Source organism: Streptomyces sp. NRRL F-5727, from assembly GCF_000719555.1.
Classification (GTDB): Bacteria; Actinomycetota; Actinomycetes; order Streptomycetales; family Streptomycetaceae; genus Streptomyces.
The window spans coordinates 44,169-58,300 of record NZ_JOGX01000003.1; the positions used below are offsets into that span (position 1 = coordinate 44,169).

14 protein-coding genes and 1 tRNA gene are annotated in these 14,132 nt (G+C 71.9%); 7 read left to right on the forward strand and 8 right to left on the reverse strand.

Translation table 11 applies throughout. The features are described 5' to 3' along the window. Positions 1-54 precede the first annotated feature (54 nt). A complete protein-coding gene (locus IF73_RS0102870) occupies positions 55-834 on the reverse strand; it encodes a DUF881 domain-containing protein (protein ID WP_031003054.1) in 780 nt (259 codons plus the stop codon). 140 nt (positions 835-974) lie between these two features. Here IF73_RS0102870 and crgA point away from each other — a divergent pair, with 140 nt between their 5' ends. Further along, positions 975-1,229 (forward strand): cell division protein CrgA, encoded by a 255-nt coding sequence (crgA, locus tag IF73_RS0102875; protein ID WP_031003056.1) that lies wholly within the window; start codon positions 975-977, stop codon positions 1,227-1,229. A gap of 304 nt (positions 1,230-1,533) precedes the next feature. On the opposite strand, the gene IF73_RS0102880 is transcribed toward crgA, so the two are convergent. Both IF73_RS0102880 and IF73_RS0102885 read right to left on the reverse strand, forming a co-directional pair. Continuing rightward, positions 1,534-2,400 (reverse strand): rhomboid family intramembrane serine protease, encoded by an 867-nt coding sequence (locus IF73_RS0102880; RefSeq protein ID WP_031003059.1) that lies wholly within the window; start codon positions 2,398-2,400, stop codon positions 1,534-1,536. 23 nt (positions 2,401-2,423) lie between these two features. Further along, positions 2,424-2,942, reverse strand: coding sequence for a peptidylprolyl isomerase (locus IF73_RS0102885; protein ID WP_031003062.1), 519 nt, complete (start codon positions 2,940-2,942; stop codon positions 2,424-2,426). Between the two features lie 237 nt (positions 2,943-3,179). Between IF73_RS0102885 and IF73_RS0102890 the strand changes: the two genes are divergently transcribed. After that, entirely contained in the window at positions 3,180-3,932 is a 753-nt protein-coding gene (locus tag IF73_RS0102890) for a DUF5324 family protein (protein WP_031003064.1), read from the forward strand. 238 nt (positions 3,933-4,170) lie between these two features. Here IF73_RS0102890 and IF73_RS40880 read toward each other — a convergent pair whose 3' ends face one another. Continuing rightward, entirely contained in the window at positions 4,171-4,536 is a 366-nt protein-coding gene (locus IF73_RS40880) for a DUF6344 domain-containing protein (protein WP_031003066.1), read from the reverse strand. A 306-nt stretch (positions 4,537-4,842) separates the two neighbouring features. Between IF73_RS40880 and IF73_RS0102900 the strand changes: the two genes are divergently transcribed. The 3 genes from IF73_RS0102900 (at position 4,843) to IF73_RS0102910 (ending at position 8,019) form a co-directional block, all read left to right on the forward strand. Beyond that, positions 4,843-6,042 carry an NAD(P)/FAD-dependent oxidoreductase gene (locus IF73_RS0102900; RefSeq protein ID WP_031003069.1) on the forward strand — a complete coding sequence of 400 codons (1,200 nt, stop codon included), beginning with the start codon at positions 4,843-4,845 and terminating at the stop codon, positions 6,040-6,042. Between the two features lie 44 nt (positions 6,043-6,086). Then, positions 6,087-6,986 (forward strand): RNA polymerase sigma-70 factor, encoded by a 900-nt coding sequence (locus IF73_RS0102905; RefSeq protein ID WP_031003071.1) that lies wholly within the window; start codon positions 6,087-6,089, stop codon positions 6,984-6,986. A 172-nt stretch (positions 6,987-7,158) separates the two neighbouring features. Further along, positions 7,159-8,019: an esterase/lipase family protein gene (locus tag IF73_RS0102910; RefSeq protein ID WP_158821898.1), complete on the forward strand. Its 861-nt coding sequence runs from the start codon at positions 7,159-7,161 to the stop codon at positions 8,017-8,019. A gap of 90 nt (positions 8,020-8,109) precedes the next feature. On the opposite strand, the gene IF73_RS0102915 is transcribed toward IF73_RS0102910, so the two are convergent. The 3 genes from IF73_RS0102915 to IF73_RS0102925 form a co-directional block, all read right to left on the reverse strand. Then, positions 8,110-9,609, reverse strand: coding sequence for a protein kinase domain-containing protein (locus IF73_RS0102915; RefSeq protein WP_031003075.1), 1,500 nt, complete (start codon positions 9,607-9,609; stop codon positions 8,110-8,112). Next, the gene (locus tag IF73_RS0102920) at positions 9,606-10,343 is read right to left on the reverse strand and encodes a hypothetical protein (protein WP_031003077.1); all 738 of its coding nucleotides are present in this window, start codon (positions 10,341-10,343) and stop codon (positions 9,606-9,608) included. Before IF73_RS0102920 ends, IF73_RS0102915 begins: the two co-directional genes overlap by 4 nt. 242 nt (positions 10,344-10,585) lie before the next feature. Beyond that, a tRNA-Ala gene (locus IF73_RS0102925) sits at positions 10,586-10,658 on the reverse strand. A gap of 128 nt (positions 10,659-10,786) precedes the next feature. On the opposite strand from IF73_RS0102925, the gene IF73_RS0102930 reads away from it, so the two are divergent. Next, a complete protein-coding gene (locus IF73_RS0102930) occupies positions 10,787-11,338 on the forward strand; it encodes a helix-turn-helix domain-containing protein (RefSeq protein ID WP_030493753.1) in 552 nt (183 codons plus the stop codon). Positions 11,339-11,390: 52 nt separating this feature from the next. Beyond that, complete coding sequence (locus tag IF73_RS0102935; RefSeq protein WP_031003079.1) at positions 11,391-12,776, forward strand: serine/threonine-protein kinase; 1,386 nt, start codon at positions 11,391-11,393, stop codon at positions 12,774-12,776. Positions 12,777-12,782: 6 nt separating this feature from the next. Here the strand turns inward: IF73_RS0102935 and IF73_RS0102940 are convergent, their stop codons facing one another. Continuing rightward, the gene (locus tag IF73_RS0102940; RefSeq protein WP_234338138.1) at positions 12,783-14,117 is read right to left on the reverse strand and encodes a hypothetical protein; all 1,335 of its coding nucleotides are present in this window, start codon (positions 14,115-14,117) and stop codon (positions 12,783-12,785) included. Between the last annotated feature and the right edge of the window lie 15 nt (positions 14,118-14,132).

The following is a 14,132-nucleotide window of genomic DNA, read 5'->3' on the forward strand; positions in this document are numbered from 1 at the left end:
ACGGGGCGCGGGCGCCGTCGTGGGGAAGCTGTCCGAAGCCTGTGGACGACCCGGTCAGGCGGCCGGCCTGGCGTAGTGGAGGTCGACCGCGCCGGTGTAGCCGGGGAGGGTGACGTCCTGGTGGTCGTCGACCTTCCAGCCGAGCCCGTACGCCTTCACGTAGAGCTGGTAGTTCTGGAGCGCCGGGGAGGCGGCGAGGGCCTTGTCGAGCTTCCCCCGGTCGCCGACCGCGGTGATCTTGTACGGCGGCGAGTAGACGCGGCCCTGGAGGATGAGGGTGTTGCCGACGCAGCGGACCGCGCTGGTGGAGATGAGCCGCTGGTCCATGACGCGGATGCCTTCGGCGCCGCCCTCCCAGAGGGCGTTGACGACGGCCTGGAGGTCCTGCTGGTGGATGACCAGGTCGTTGGCCTGCGGCTCGGGGTAGCCGGGGGCGGCCTGGGCGCCGGGCGGGGCGTCGTCGAGGGTGACGGTGAGGCCGGGGCCGGAGATCTCGGTGGTGCCCGCGGAGGTCTCCAGGGCCTTCAGCCGGCGGTCCTCTGCGGCGGTGGAGCCGTCGTCGCGGGCGGCCAGGGAGTCGACCTCGCCGCGCAGGGCGGCGGTGGTCTCGTCGAGTCCGGCGTTCTTGTGGCTGCGCTCCTCGATGAGGTCGGAGAGCCTCAGGAGGGAGCCGTCCGTGCGGATGTTGGTGCCCTTGGCGGTGTTGAAGCTGGTGACGAAGAGCAGACCGGCGAGGGCGAAGACGGCAAGGGTCAGCAGCCGGACGGGGCGCCACCTGGTGGTGCGGCCCGGCCCGGCGAGCGGGTCGCGCGGAGTGCCGGCGGAATTGCTCAACGTACCCTGATCCCCTTCTGCGCCGCGGAACCACTACGCTAACGGACGCCCGGGGGGCGCAGTCGACCTGCTACGTCACATCCCGGCGACAGCCACAGTTCCCTGCGCGGTCACGCAGCGCATCGACAGGAGAGTCCCTCGTGCCGAAGTCACGGATCCGCAAGAAGGCCGACTACACGCCGCCGCCGGCGAAGCAGGCCGCCACCATCAAACTGACGAACCGCAGCTGGGTCGCTCCGGTGATGCTGGCGCTGTTCGCCATCGGTCTGGTGTGGATCGTGGTCTTCTACGTCACCGACGGTTCGCTTCCGATCGAGTCGATCCGGAACTGGAACATCGTGGTCGGCTTCGGTTTCATCGCCGCCGGGTTCGGTGTCTCCACGCAGTGGAAGTGAGCCTCTTAGCGGCGCCTAGCGGGTTCGCAGGTCCGCCGTCAAGCTCACCCCAGAGTTTATCCACAGCGTTGTGCACAGCACTGGATAACTTACGAAGATCTGTGGATAACTCGCACCGGGTTGACGCCGGTATGACCGCGGGGATCCCCTCAGAAGCAGACTGAAGCCCCCTACCTCCCGGGAGAAATCCCAGGTCAGAGGCAGGGGGCTCCGTCACACCCAGGACGGTGGGGAGAACCCGCCGCACACTGTGGATAACTCTGGGGAAAGCTCCTCTCCCCAGCTCGTCCACAGCCCCCAGCGCTCAGGTGAGCGCCATCGTGCGGGCCATCACGACGCCCGCCTCGATCAACAGCAGCAGTCCACAGGCGCCGTACTGGATCAGCTCCCGGCGGGCCCGCGGCGCCTGCACGAGCACGTACGTCAGCACCAGGCCGGCCACCAGACCCCCCACGTGGGCCTCCCAGGAGATCCCCGGACGGGTGAATGTCATCAACAGGGACAGGGCCACGAAGAGGACCACCGGCCGCATGTCGTGACGGCGCCGGCGGGCCAGCACCACCCACGCGCCGATCAGGCCGTAGACGATCCCCGAGGCCCCCAGCGAGGGCTGGTTCGGCGCGGCGACCACATAGGCGAGGGCCGAGCCGGCCAGGCCGGAGAGCAGGCACAGCAGCGCGTACCTGGACCGGCCCAGCTCGGGCTCGACGATCCCGCCGATCACCCACAGGCCGAGCAGGTTGAAGAGGATGTGCCACGGCTCCTGGTGCAGGACCGTGGCGGTGAGGAGCCGGTACCACTCGCCGTCCGCGACGCCCACGACCTCGCCGAGCAGCGGGTTGTACGCGTAGCCGATCAGCACGAGCTCGTCCACGAACCGGTCGCCGACGACCAGCACCGGGAGGTACACGGCCAGGCAGATCCCGATGAGGACCTTGGTGACCAGCCGGTCGTCCGTCCTGACCCGGCCGCCGGCCAGCGTCCGCGGCTGGTTCGCGCCCGCCGCGTGCCCGGTCCCCGAGCCGCCGCGGACGCAGTCGGGACACTGGAAGCCGACCGAGGCCGGGATCATGCACTGGGGGCAGATGGGCTTCTCGCAGCGGGTGCAGCGGATGCCCGTCTCGGTGCCCGGGTGCCGGTAGCAGGGCTGGAGTCCGGCCTGCGCGTCCATGAGCGGGGTCCCGTCCTTCCCGGTCAGCGCTGCTCGATCACCACGGACTCGACCACCACGTCCTGCAGCGGCCGCTGCGTCTGCGGGTCGGTCGGGACCGCCGCGATGGCGTCCACGACGGCCCGGCTCTTCGGGTCCACGACCTCGCCGAAGATGGTGTGCTTGCGGTTCAGCCAGGTCGCCGGGCCCACCGTGATGAAGAACTGCGAGCCGTTGGTGCCCGGCCCCGCGTTGGCCATCGCCAGCAGGTACGGCCGGTCGAACCACAGCTCGGGGTGGAACTCGTCCGCGAACTCGTACCCGGGGCCGCCGGTGCCGGTGCCCAGCGGATCGCCGCCCTGGATCATGAAGTCGCCGATGACGCGGTGGAAGACCGTGCCGTCGTAGAGGGGGTCCGAGGAGACCCGGCCGGTGCCCGGGTGCGTCCACTCGCGCTCGCCCGAGGCGAGCTCGACGAAGTTGCGCACCGTCTTCGGCGCGTGGAACGGCAGCAGGCGCACCTCGATGTCGCCCGCGCTGGTCTTGAGGATCGCGTACGGCATCGCCACGGTCCGCCCCTCCCTGATCGTGCGTCACGCCGCGGAACGGATCGCCTCACGCTCCGGCGGCTCTGGCGAGTCGATCCTCGCATGCCCCGGCCCGGCCGCCCGCATGCCTCACATGCCTCGCATGCCCCGGATGCCCGCCCCGCATGCCGGACGTCGCTCCGGCAGGCATGATGCCGAAAAGGATGGAAAGGCGAAATACCGACATCGCTCGCCACCGAGGAGGAGGAACCCGTGACTCGCATGGACAGCGTGCGCACCGCTACGGATTCGGCGAAGGAAAGCGTCCTGCACGCCGCGGACGTGGTGGCGCCGTACGCCGGCACGGCCAAGGACCAGGCCGCGCGCTATGCGCACGAGGCGCGGGTGCGGATCGCACCCAAGGTGTCGAGTGCCGCTCGGCAGGCGCGCGCGCAGGCGCGTGTGCAGTACGCGGCGCATGTGGCGCCGCACGTGCCGCCGCGGGTCGACGAGGCCGCGCATCGCGCCGCTGCCCGGACCCGCTCGGTCGCCCATCAGGTGACCGACTACACCGTCCCGCGTGTCGAACACGCGGTCGCCGCGACCGGTCCCGTGCTGGAGGAGGCCGGGGCGCGTTCCACTGCCGCCTGGGCCGCGCTACGCGGTCAGGTGACGCCGGACGACATCCGGAAGATCGTGAGGAAGCATGAGCGCCGGGCCAGGGCCGGGCGTCTGGTCAAGGGGCTCGCCGTGCTCGGCGTGCTGGTCGGCGGCGCGATCGTCGCCTGGAAGTGGTGGGACAGGCAGGCCAACCCCGACTGGCTGGTCGAGCCGCCGGCTCCCACGGAGGTGGACGAGGGCTCGGGCATGCCGTCCGCGTCGGAGGTCTACACGGGCGCGGAGGACGAGGCCGGCAGGAGTGTGGTCACGGAGTCCGGGAGCGACGTGGACGTCGAGACCGGGACCGTGTCCGGGATCGAGGCGGAGACGGAGACCGAGTCCACGGAGCCCGACGAGCGCCGCTGACCTGGAGCCGCTTCGACCGTACAGTCTGTTCCGGCTGTTCCATCGGGTCTGGCTGTTCCATCGGGTCTGGCGGTTCCATCGGTTCAAGCTGTTCCGGCTGTTCCATCGGGTCTGGCGGTTCCACCGGTTCAAGCTGTTCCGGCTGTTCCATCGGGTCTGGCGGTTCCATCGGTTCCGGCCGTTCCGGCTGTTCGGCGCGGGCCGGGGTGCCGGGAGGGAAGCGTGCTCTCCCCGCACCCTAGGCGGCCGTCGCGAGCGCCAGCTCGGTCAGCGCGGCCGGGTCGCTCGCGAGCGGCGTGGCGGCGCGCAGCTGCCGGACGGAGGGCGAGGAGCCGTGCGCCTCGGCGCCGATCCGCTGCTTGATGGTGGGCGGCAGCGAGCCCTGCCGGACGGGTGCCCACGGCTCCGCCTGCCGCTGTGTCACGACGGTCGCGGTGCGCTCCGCGGCGGTGGCCGGGGCGGCGGGGGCGGCCGGCTCCTCGGGCTGGGTCACGGGGGCCTGGCCCCGGGCGGCGGCGGGGGCCGCCAGGCCGACGGAGGCGAGCAGGGCGAAGAGGACGGAGATGAAGGCGGTCCAGAACTGCTTGACCTTGGCGGTGGCCATGGCCCCTCACTTTCGTGTCTGCGGTGTTCTCCGGGGTCGTACGGAGACGAGGGCGGTATGCGCGCTTCCCGGATGGTTCATTTCGGGTTGCGCGCTTTTCATACCTTCCTCATGATCTGTACCGGGCCCCGGATTCGGCGGAGCGACGCCGCACCCGCGCAGTTCTTCCGATGAACACCACCCGTCCGGCCCAAGCCCCGTTCCCCACCCCCCACTGGTGATCCACGTCACACCCGCGTCACAGGCGACGACCCCTCGGTGTCTTGAGGTCGAACCCCTGAAGACGGGGCAGACGGAGGAGGCATCATGGGCGGGAACACCGAAGTGGTCGTGATCGGCGGCGGGTACGCCGGTGTCATGGCGGCCAACCGACTCACCCGGCGCGACGACGTGACCGTGACGGTGATCAACCCCCGTCCCTCGTTCGTCCCCCGGCTCCGCCTCCACCAGCTGGTCGGCGGCAGCCACTCCGCGGTCGTCCGGTACGAGGAGGTCCTGGCCGAGCGCGTCCGGCTCGTGGTCGACTCGGTGGCCCGGATCGACGCCCACGCGCGCGTGGTCACCCTGGAGTCGGGCGCCACGGTCCGCTACGACCACCTGATCTACGCGGTCGGCAGCACGGTCGCCCGGCCCGCCGTGCCCGGCGTCGCCGAACACGCCCACCAGGTCGCCGAACTGGAGGCGGCCGAGCGGCTGCGGACCGCCGTCGCGGCGCTGCCCGCCGGCGTCCCGGTCACCGTCGTCGGCGGCGGCCCGGTCGGCATCGAGACCGCCGCCGAAATCGCCGAGGGCGGCCGCCCGGTGACGCTGGTCTGCGGCGGGGTCCTCGGCCCCTATCTGCACCCCCGGGCACGGCGCTCGGCCGCCCGGCGGTTCGCCGCCCTCGGAGTCACCGTGCTCGACGGCCCAGGCACCAAGGTCACCGAGGTGACCGCGGACACCGTCCGCCTCGCCGACGGCCGCACGGTGACCGGCGGGCTCGCCGTCTGGACCGCCGGCTTCGGCGTCCCCGACCTGGCCGCGCGCAGCGGACTGACCACCGACGCCACCGGACGGCTGCTCACCGACGAGACCCTCACCAGCGTGGACGACGAGCGGATCGTCGCGGCCGGGGACTGCTCGGCCCCCTCGGACCTGCCGTTCCGGATGAGCGCCTACGTCGCCGGCTGCCTCGGCGCGCACGCCGCCGACACGGTGCTGGCCCGGATCGCGGGCGCCCGGCCCGAGCCCGTGGACATGGCGTTCAACGCGATGTGCCTCAGCTTCGGGCGTCGCACCGCGATCTTCCAGATCGCACACAAGGACGACCGGGCGATGGCAATCTACGTCAGCGGGCGTGCGGGGGCGAAGCTCAAGGAGATCGCCTGCACGCTCAGCGTCAAGCACCTGACGGAAGAGGCCCACAAGCCCGGTGCGCACTCCTGGCCCAAGGACGGCAAGCACCGGCCGCAGCTGCTCCGGGAGCGCGCGGTCCGCACCACGGACGCCCCGGAGCGCGTGGCCTGACCCGGCGGGACCGCGCACACCGACGACGGGGAGAAGACCGCAGCATGACCGGCACGCACGACACGGACCCGGCGACCGAGACCTTCGTCGCCCACCGGAACCTGCTCTTCACGGTGGCCTACGAGATGCTCGGCTCGGCCGCCGACGCCGAGGACGTCCTCCAGGAGACCTGGCTCCGCTGGACCGGCGTCGACCTGGAGCAGGTCCGCGACCAGCGGGCGTACCTCGTCCGCATCACCACCCGGCAGGCGCTCAACCGGCTCCGCACGGTGCAGCGCCGCCGGGAGGCGTACGTCGGCCAGTGGCTGCCCGAGCCGCTGCTCACGGCGCCGGACGTGGCCGAGGACGTCGAGCTCACCGAGTCCGTGTCGATGGCGATGATGCTGGTCCTGGAGACCCTCACCCCGACCGAGCGGGCCGTCTTCGTCCTCCGCGAGGTGTTCGACGTGGGGTACGACGAGATCGCGGCGGCCGTCGACAAGACCCCGGCCGCCGTCCGCCAGATCGCGCACCGCGCCCGCAAGCACGTCGACGCCCGCCGCCCCCGCACCACGGTCTCCGCGCGGGAGGCGCGGGCGGCCGTGGACTCCTTCCGGCGGGCCCTCGAGACCCGCGACCCGCAGGACTTCCTGGACCTGCTCGCCCCCGACGTCGTCCTCGTCAGCGACGGCGGCGGCATCAAGAAGGCCGCGCTCCGCCCGGTCGTCGGCGCCGACAAGGTGACCCGCTTCTACCTCGGCGGCTCCCTCAAGGCCGAGGCGACCGTCACCACCGAGCTCACCGTCGTCAACGGCGCCCCGGCCCTCGCCGTGCACCTCGACGGCGAGCTGGACGGGGTCATGGCGCTGCGCGTCGAGGCCGGCCTGGTCAAGGGCCTGTACTACGTCCGCAACCCCGAGAAGCTCACCCACGTCATGGCCGAGACCTCCCTCACCCTCCGCTGACGCCCGCCCTCACCGTCCCCCGCCGGTCGCGGTGAGGGACACGGTCCGTCAACTCCCGCCCGCAACCTGGATAGTTGCAGGCTCCATGTCCGTCACCGGCTGACTAGCTTTCGAGTGGGCCGGCACAGAGGACCGGCTCCGGTCATCGGGACATGGGGGTAGACGGATGCGGATGCGTCAGCGGGAGACGGGACTGGTGGTGACGGGGCTGACGCTGGCCGCCGTCATGCTGGGCGCGGTGGCGCCGGCGGAGGCGGCGAAGACGCCGAAGCGGAACGACAGCAAGACCGAGGACGTGCTCCTGGTCCACGGCATCGACTGGCTCGGCGAGGCGTCGTTCGACTGCAAGAGCGGCTGGAACAACCTCAAGAAGGAGTTCAAGGAGCATTACTGGAAGGGCAAGGTGCGGAGCGTCGCGTTCTACAAGAAGGACAAGAACTGCGATCTCCGCATCGCCAAGGCGGGCGCCAACGACAGCATCGAGAAGCTCGGCAAGGCGCTCGCCAACAAGATCTACTCGGAGTACACCTCCAAGGGGAGGTCGGTCGACCTCGTCGGCCACTCCATGGGCGGCCTGGTCATCCGGGAGGCGCTGTCGGGTGTCGCGAAGAAGAAGCGGGGCTACCCGAGCAAGCTCTTCGTCGAGGACGTCGTGACGCTGGGGACGCCGCACGAGGGCACGAACTCGTCCCTGTGCCTGTACACGGCCTGCGCGCAGATGCGGAAGAAGTCCGGCTTCCTCAAGCAGCTGCAGAAAAACCCGCAGTCGGCGCAGGGAACGGACTGGACGGCCATCGCGAGCGACTCCGACGAGGCCGTCGGCGAGGACACCGCGACCGCCGGCGGCGTGAAGCACTGGGTCCGCTACAAGAACCTCCCGGGGGCCAAGGACCACTCCGGCCTGCGGACCACGCGCAACAAGACGCTGACGCTCAAGTGGCGCAACCTGCCCAAGGCGGCGACGGGCTGGCGCCAGGGCGACGCCCCGCTGGAGATGACCCGCTCGGCCCTGTACTGGCACTCCAAGTGGTAGTCGCGCACCCGGTCTGAGTCACGGGCCGCTTTCCACCGGCGTCGCCGGGACACCTCCTGTCCCGGCGACGCCGTCGGTGGTGCGGGGGGGTCACGAGAAGATCGACAGGATCGTCCACACCACGTTCCTGGACGAGCAGCTGTCGACGAGCCGGTGGGAGCGGGGCGCGTAGGTGCCCGCCAGGTTGCCCATGCTGTTGACGGCGTTGCAGCCGGTGCGCTGGGCCATGCGGCGCCGGTCCTTTCCGGTGGGGCTGAAGTCCGGGCCCCGGAAGAACTCGACGTCGTGGAGCCGGCGGGCGTCGGCGATGTTGTTGAAGGCGGAGCGGACGGGGCGGTCGCGGGCCCACGCACAGGTGCGCTCGCCGGCGAGCCAGTCGCTGTCGGCCTCCTTCCAGCTGCACATCTCTCCGTTGCCGTTGTGCTCGCTGAAGAAGCAGACGGAGTCGCTCGGGCAGCGGTGGTAGCCGTAGACCACCTCGCCGTCCGGCCCGGTGGGGAACGCCGACGCCGGATCCAGTGCCTGGTAGACCGGGGCGCCGTCGTCGTCGTTGACGTACGCGTACACCGCGCCCGCTAGGACCACGGCCGTCAGGAGCACCGTGGCGGCGAGCGCCGTCAGGACGGGGTGGCGGCGCGAGAAGCGGGCCCGGCGCCGAGGCCGTCGGGCCGGAGCGCCGCCCGCGGCCTGCTCGACGCGGCGCAGGAGCGAGGAGCTGTCGTGAGCGGCGCGCGCTTCGTGCGTACGGGCCAGGCAGTCGGTGATGATGTCCCGCCAGTCGGGGCGCAGCGCGGGGGAGAGACGCAGTTCCTCGCTGCCGCGGGCGTAGCGGATCGCCGCTTCGGAGCGGGCTTGGGGGGTGTTGCCGGGCAGGGGGTGGGTGCCGGTCAGGACGAGGTGGGCGAGGACTCCGAAGGCCCAGGTGTCGGCCGTGGGACGGATGCGGGTGCCGCGTTCGTCGACCTCCGGCCAGAGCAGTTCGGGGGCCGTGTAGTCGGGGGTGACGAACGCGTGGGTGTACGCGTGCGTGCCCTGCATCTCGGCGGCCGTGTTGAAGTCGGCGAGGCGGGCCGAGCCGTCGTCCATGAGGAGGACGTTGGCGGCCTTGAGGTCCCCGTGGACCCAGCCGGCGTCGTGCAGCTGGTGCAGGCCCTCGCAGACCTGGGTGAGGACGGTGTGCCCGGACGGGGGGACGGGGGTGCGGGCCAGGAGGTCCTCGAGCGAGGACGCGGCCTGCTCCAGGACGAGGACGGTGACGCCGTCGAGGCCGGGCCGCCGGGGGTCGTCGACGTTCAGCACCTCGTACATGCGGATGAGCCGGGGCGAGCGTAATCGGCTGAGTAACTCGATCTCCTGCTGGGTGAGCTCCTCCAGATACCGCAACTGGCGAGGTGTACGTGTCCCGGTGGGGAGGAACTTCAGCGCGGCGCGTTCGGGCAGTTCGACGGAGCCCTCCCGGGCCGGGTGCCCGTGCGCCCTGCGGGCGGCGTAGACGGTGGCGAAGGCGCCGGACGCGAGCGGCGCGCCGACCTCCCAGGCGCCGACGCGGTACCCCTCCGGCACGGCGACCACGGGCTCCGGCCCGGTCATCGCCCCGCCTCGGCCCGGTCGTGCGCGAGGACGAGCAGATCGTCCTCGCGCACGAGGTCGAAGCGCAGGGCGAGCGAGACGAGCGACTCCTTCTTGCCGTGGGCGCGCCGCCCTTCCGGCGCGGTGTCCGGGTCGGGCCGCAGGCGGAGCTTGACGGCGAGGTAGTCGATGTTCCACGAGACGGACGACCGGCCGGCCGCGGGCCAGGTCGGCCGCAGGCGCTCCACCACCTGGTCGATCGTCGGCAGCGGCGCGTGCGGTGCGCCACGCAACCGCGGCTCGCACAGGGCGGCCAGCACGGCGAAGTAGCGCGTGCTGCGGTCGAGACTGAAGGCGGGAGCGGTGACCAGGGCCCCGGGAGCGCCGCGCCGGCTGCCGTACGAATGCCGCGGAGCCCACACGTCGAAGCTGAGCAGATCGCCCGCGGCCGGCAGGATCACCCGGGAGAACTCGAACGGGACGGGCGCGTCGAGGCGCCCGGGGGCGACCTTGACGTGCTCCCCGGCTCCCTCCGGGTTCTCCACGACGTAGGTCTGGTCGGCACTGTGGTTGCTGAGGGTCCAGAAGACGCCCTGCGCGGTGATCTCACCGGCGTACCGGGACACCCCGTCGTGCGCGAGAACGAGGTTGTCCGCCGGCGCCTGCCGGCCGAAGACGATCCGCTCACCGGGAGCGATCTTGAGGTGCTCGTTCGGCCCTTCGGACAACGGTGGCACGATGATGATGGTGTGCATGCTGGCCTGCCTCCCCCCGTCAGGGTGGAACAGCGTACGGGGTCGCCCCGGGGCTTTCGAACCTTTACCGCGGCGCGTGGAGGGCGGCCTCGTCGGTGTCGTCCTGACCATCGCGGAGGGCTCCGTCCGCTTGGCCGCCGCAGCGTCGTGGGCGGGCCGTCGAGGCGCCGCGCGGCCCGCGCCCGGCACACCAAAAATGCCCTCTGAACCACGTTTCCGCAGTCCAGAGGGCATTTCACGGGTGGAGCCTAGGGGAGTCGAACCCCTGACATCTGCCATGCAAAGACAGCGCTCTACCAACTGAGCTAAGGCCCCGGAACGAGGACAGCGTACCGGTTCTCCCCCTGTCCCGGGCAAAAGGTGGGGTCTCCCGATGAACGACCACGCTCCGTAAGATGCTGACCGAGGTTCGCAGTGGCGAACCGCAGGGATGGGGAGAACTGATGGACGCAGCGCAGCAGGAAGCCACGGCAAGAGCCAGAGAGCTTCAGCGCAGTTGGTACGGGGAGCCGCTGGGGGCGCTCTTCCGTCGGCTGATCGACGATCTCGGGCTCAACCAGGCCAGGCTGGCCGGGGTGCTCGGGCTGTCCGCGCCCATGCTGTCCCAGCTCATGAGCGGCCAGCGCGCCAAGATCGGCAACCCGGCCGTGGTCCAGCGCGTCCAGGCCCTCCAGGAGCTCGCCGTGCAGGTCGCCGACGGCAGCGTCAGCGCCGCCGAGGCCACCGACCGCATGGACGAGATCAAGAAGTCCCAGGGCGGCTCCGTCCTGACCGGCACCAGCGGCCAGACCGCCAACGGATCCGGCGCCCCGACCGTGCGCCGCGTGGTCCGCGAGATCCAGTCGCTGTTGCGCTCCGTGGCCGCCGCCGGCGACATCATCGACGCCGCCGACTCCCTCGCCCCGCACCACCCGGAGCTGGCAGAGTTCCTCCGGGTGTACGGCGCCGGGCGCACCGCCGACGCGGTGGCCCACTACGAGTCGCACCAGAACTGACGCAGCACGCACGACTGACGACGGACGACGAACGGGGAGCGGGCGCAGCGCGATGGGTGAGGTCTTCGCCGGCAGGTACGAGCTGATCGATCCGATCGGGCGGGGCGGGGCCGGCGCGGTCTGGCGCGCCTGGGACCACCGGCGGCGCCGCTATGTGGCGGCCAAGGTGCTCCAGCAGAGCGACGCGCACACGCTGCTCCGCTTCGTCCGCGAGCAGGCGCTGCGGATCGACCATCCGCACGTGCTGGCCCCGGCCAGCTGGGCCGCCGACGACGACCAGGTCCTCTTCACGATGGACCTGGTCGCCGGCGGCTCGCTCGCCCATGTCATCGGCGACTACGGGCCGCTGCCGCCCCGCTATGTCTGCACGCTCCTCGACCAGCTGCTGTCGGGGCTGGCGACGGTGCACGCGGAGGGGGTCGTGCACCGGGACATCAAGCCGGCCAACATCCTGATGGAGGCGACCGGTACGGGCCGGCCGCATCTGCGGCTGTCGGACTTCGGCATCTCGATGCGCAAGGGCGAACCCCGGCTCACCGAGACCAACTACGTGGTGGGCACGCCCGGTTACTTCGCGCCCGAGCAACTCCTCGGAGCCGAGCCCGACTTCACGGCGGACCTGTACGCGGTCGGGCTGGTCGCGCTGTATCTGCTGCACGGCACCCGGCCGGACTCGCAGGCCCTCATGGAGCACTTCCTGACGCACGGCACCCCGCCGGCGCCCGCGAGCGTCCCCGAGCCGCTGTGGCAGGTCCTGGCCGGGCTGCTGCAGCCCGATCCGCAGGCCCGCTTCCGGACGGCCACGGGCGCGCGGAAGGCGCTGAACGCGGCGGCGGAGATGCTGCCCGAGCCGGAGGGCGGGGAGGAGCCGGTCGAGATCTTCGACCAGCTCGGCCCGCTGCCCGCCGGTTTCGGCCCGGAGGGCCCGGTCGCCCGCCCCGTCCAGGACACTCCGCCGGCGCCACCGGTCCCGGCCGCCGCGCAGGCCCCGCAGACCCCGCCGGCGCCACCGGTCCCGGCCGCCGCGCAGGTCCCGCAGACCCCGCCGGCGCCACCGGTCCCGGCCGCCGCGCAGGCCCCGCAGACGTACCAGGAGCCGAACCGGGATCCGTACGAGCAGCAGCGGCAGAACCCGTACCGGCAGCCGGTGCCCGGGCCCTCGGAGACGGGCAGCTTCCACCTGCCCCCGCCGGTCGCCCATCCCGTACCCCCCTTCGGTCCCGCTGTGCCGCAGACACAGCCGCAGCTGCAGCCGCACACACAGCCGCAGTCGCACGCCTCTACGAATCCATACACCGCTCAGACCGTTCAGGTTCCCGATCGGCGGCTGGAGGCACCCGAACGACGTCCGGGACCGCCCCCGAAGGTGGCGGTCCCGGTGCTGCTGCTCGCGCTGGTGTCGCTGGCGGTCGGCTTCTGGGCGCTGACCCAGGTCTGAGAGCGCCTAGGAACGGGCCGTCCGGCGGGCCAGCAGGGTCCACGCGCCCAGGCCGACGAGCAGGACGGTGCCGAGGCCGATGCCGCCCGCGGCGAGGGCGACCATCAGGGTGTTGCCGTCGGCCGCCGCTGCCCCGCTCGCGCCGCTCGCCGCCGCGGCCCGGTCCCCGTCCGTCACCTGGAAGATGCCCGGGTCCGCGTCGTAGTCGGGCGCGGGCTTCTTCTCGCCCCCGACGTTGACCCGCAGGATCAGCGGCAGGGCCGTGTCGCCGTACTCCTCGGCGATCTCGGGGCTGAGCGTGGCGGTGAGGTAGTACCAGCCGGCGAGCCCCATGGCGCTCGTGGCGGTCTCGAACGAGGAGCGGTTGTCGTGGGCGACCGGCCGCCGCGGGACGAGGGCCACGGTGGTCTGCTTGCCGTTGTAGCTGGCGGTCTGGAGGTCGACGAAACCGCGCGCCGGGTTGTCGAGGCCGAGCGCGAGCGCGTTGCTCACCAGCTCGTCGCCCGCGTTGCTGCTGCCCAGCTCGGCGGTGGCGAAGATCTGCTGGCCCCAGTCGACCGGCACCCGCCAGAAGAGCGTCTGGCCCGGCCGGATGTTCGCCCGCCACTCGCCTTCCTTCAGCGAGACGGCGGTGTGGAAACCGGCCCCGCCCTCCCGGACCTCGGGCTTGCCGACGGGCGGCGCGGGCGTCCCGGAGGGCCACGACTCGGGCAGCTTGTCCGGGCCGATCTTGCGCAGCAGCGGCTCGGTGACGTGCTGGAGCTCCAGCTCCCAGTCGTCCGGGGTGGAGGTGGCGTCCGACTCGCGCTCGACGAGCACGTAGTACGTGCCGGCGTCCTGGCAGTAGTTCTCGTCCGGGTGGACGATCCGGCGGGCGTAGCCGGTCAGCGGCCGGACGTGGTCGCCGGTGGCGAAGTTCACCTCCTGGTAGCCGCAGTCGCTGCCGGAGCCGTCCTGGATCGTGATCCGGAAGCCGTCGCCGTACTCGGCCTTGCCGCCCGGCTTGGGGACGGCGACGGCGGAGACGTACGAGTTCTTCGTCGTGTCCAGGTTGAGCCGGTAGTAGACCTTCCCGTCCTTCCTGAGGGTGTCCCGGTAGGTCTTGCCGGGCTCCAGGGCGACGGCGTCGGCGCTGGAGGCGGCACCCTGGATCCGCTGCCCCGAGGGGTCGAAGGCGTACGCGGGCAGGGGAGCCTCCTCGGCCGCCCACGCGGGCAGCGCGGTGAGCGTGCCCACCGCGGCGGCGGCCGTGAGGAGCGCCGCCGCCTTCCGTGTCCTGGCCGCGCTCCTCCCCCGGCGTCCGGTCCCGTCCCCGGCCGTGGCCCCCGCCTGCGTGCTCACGCGCTTCTCCTCGTC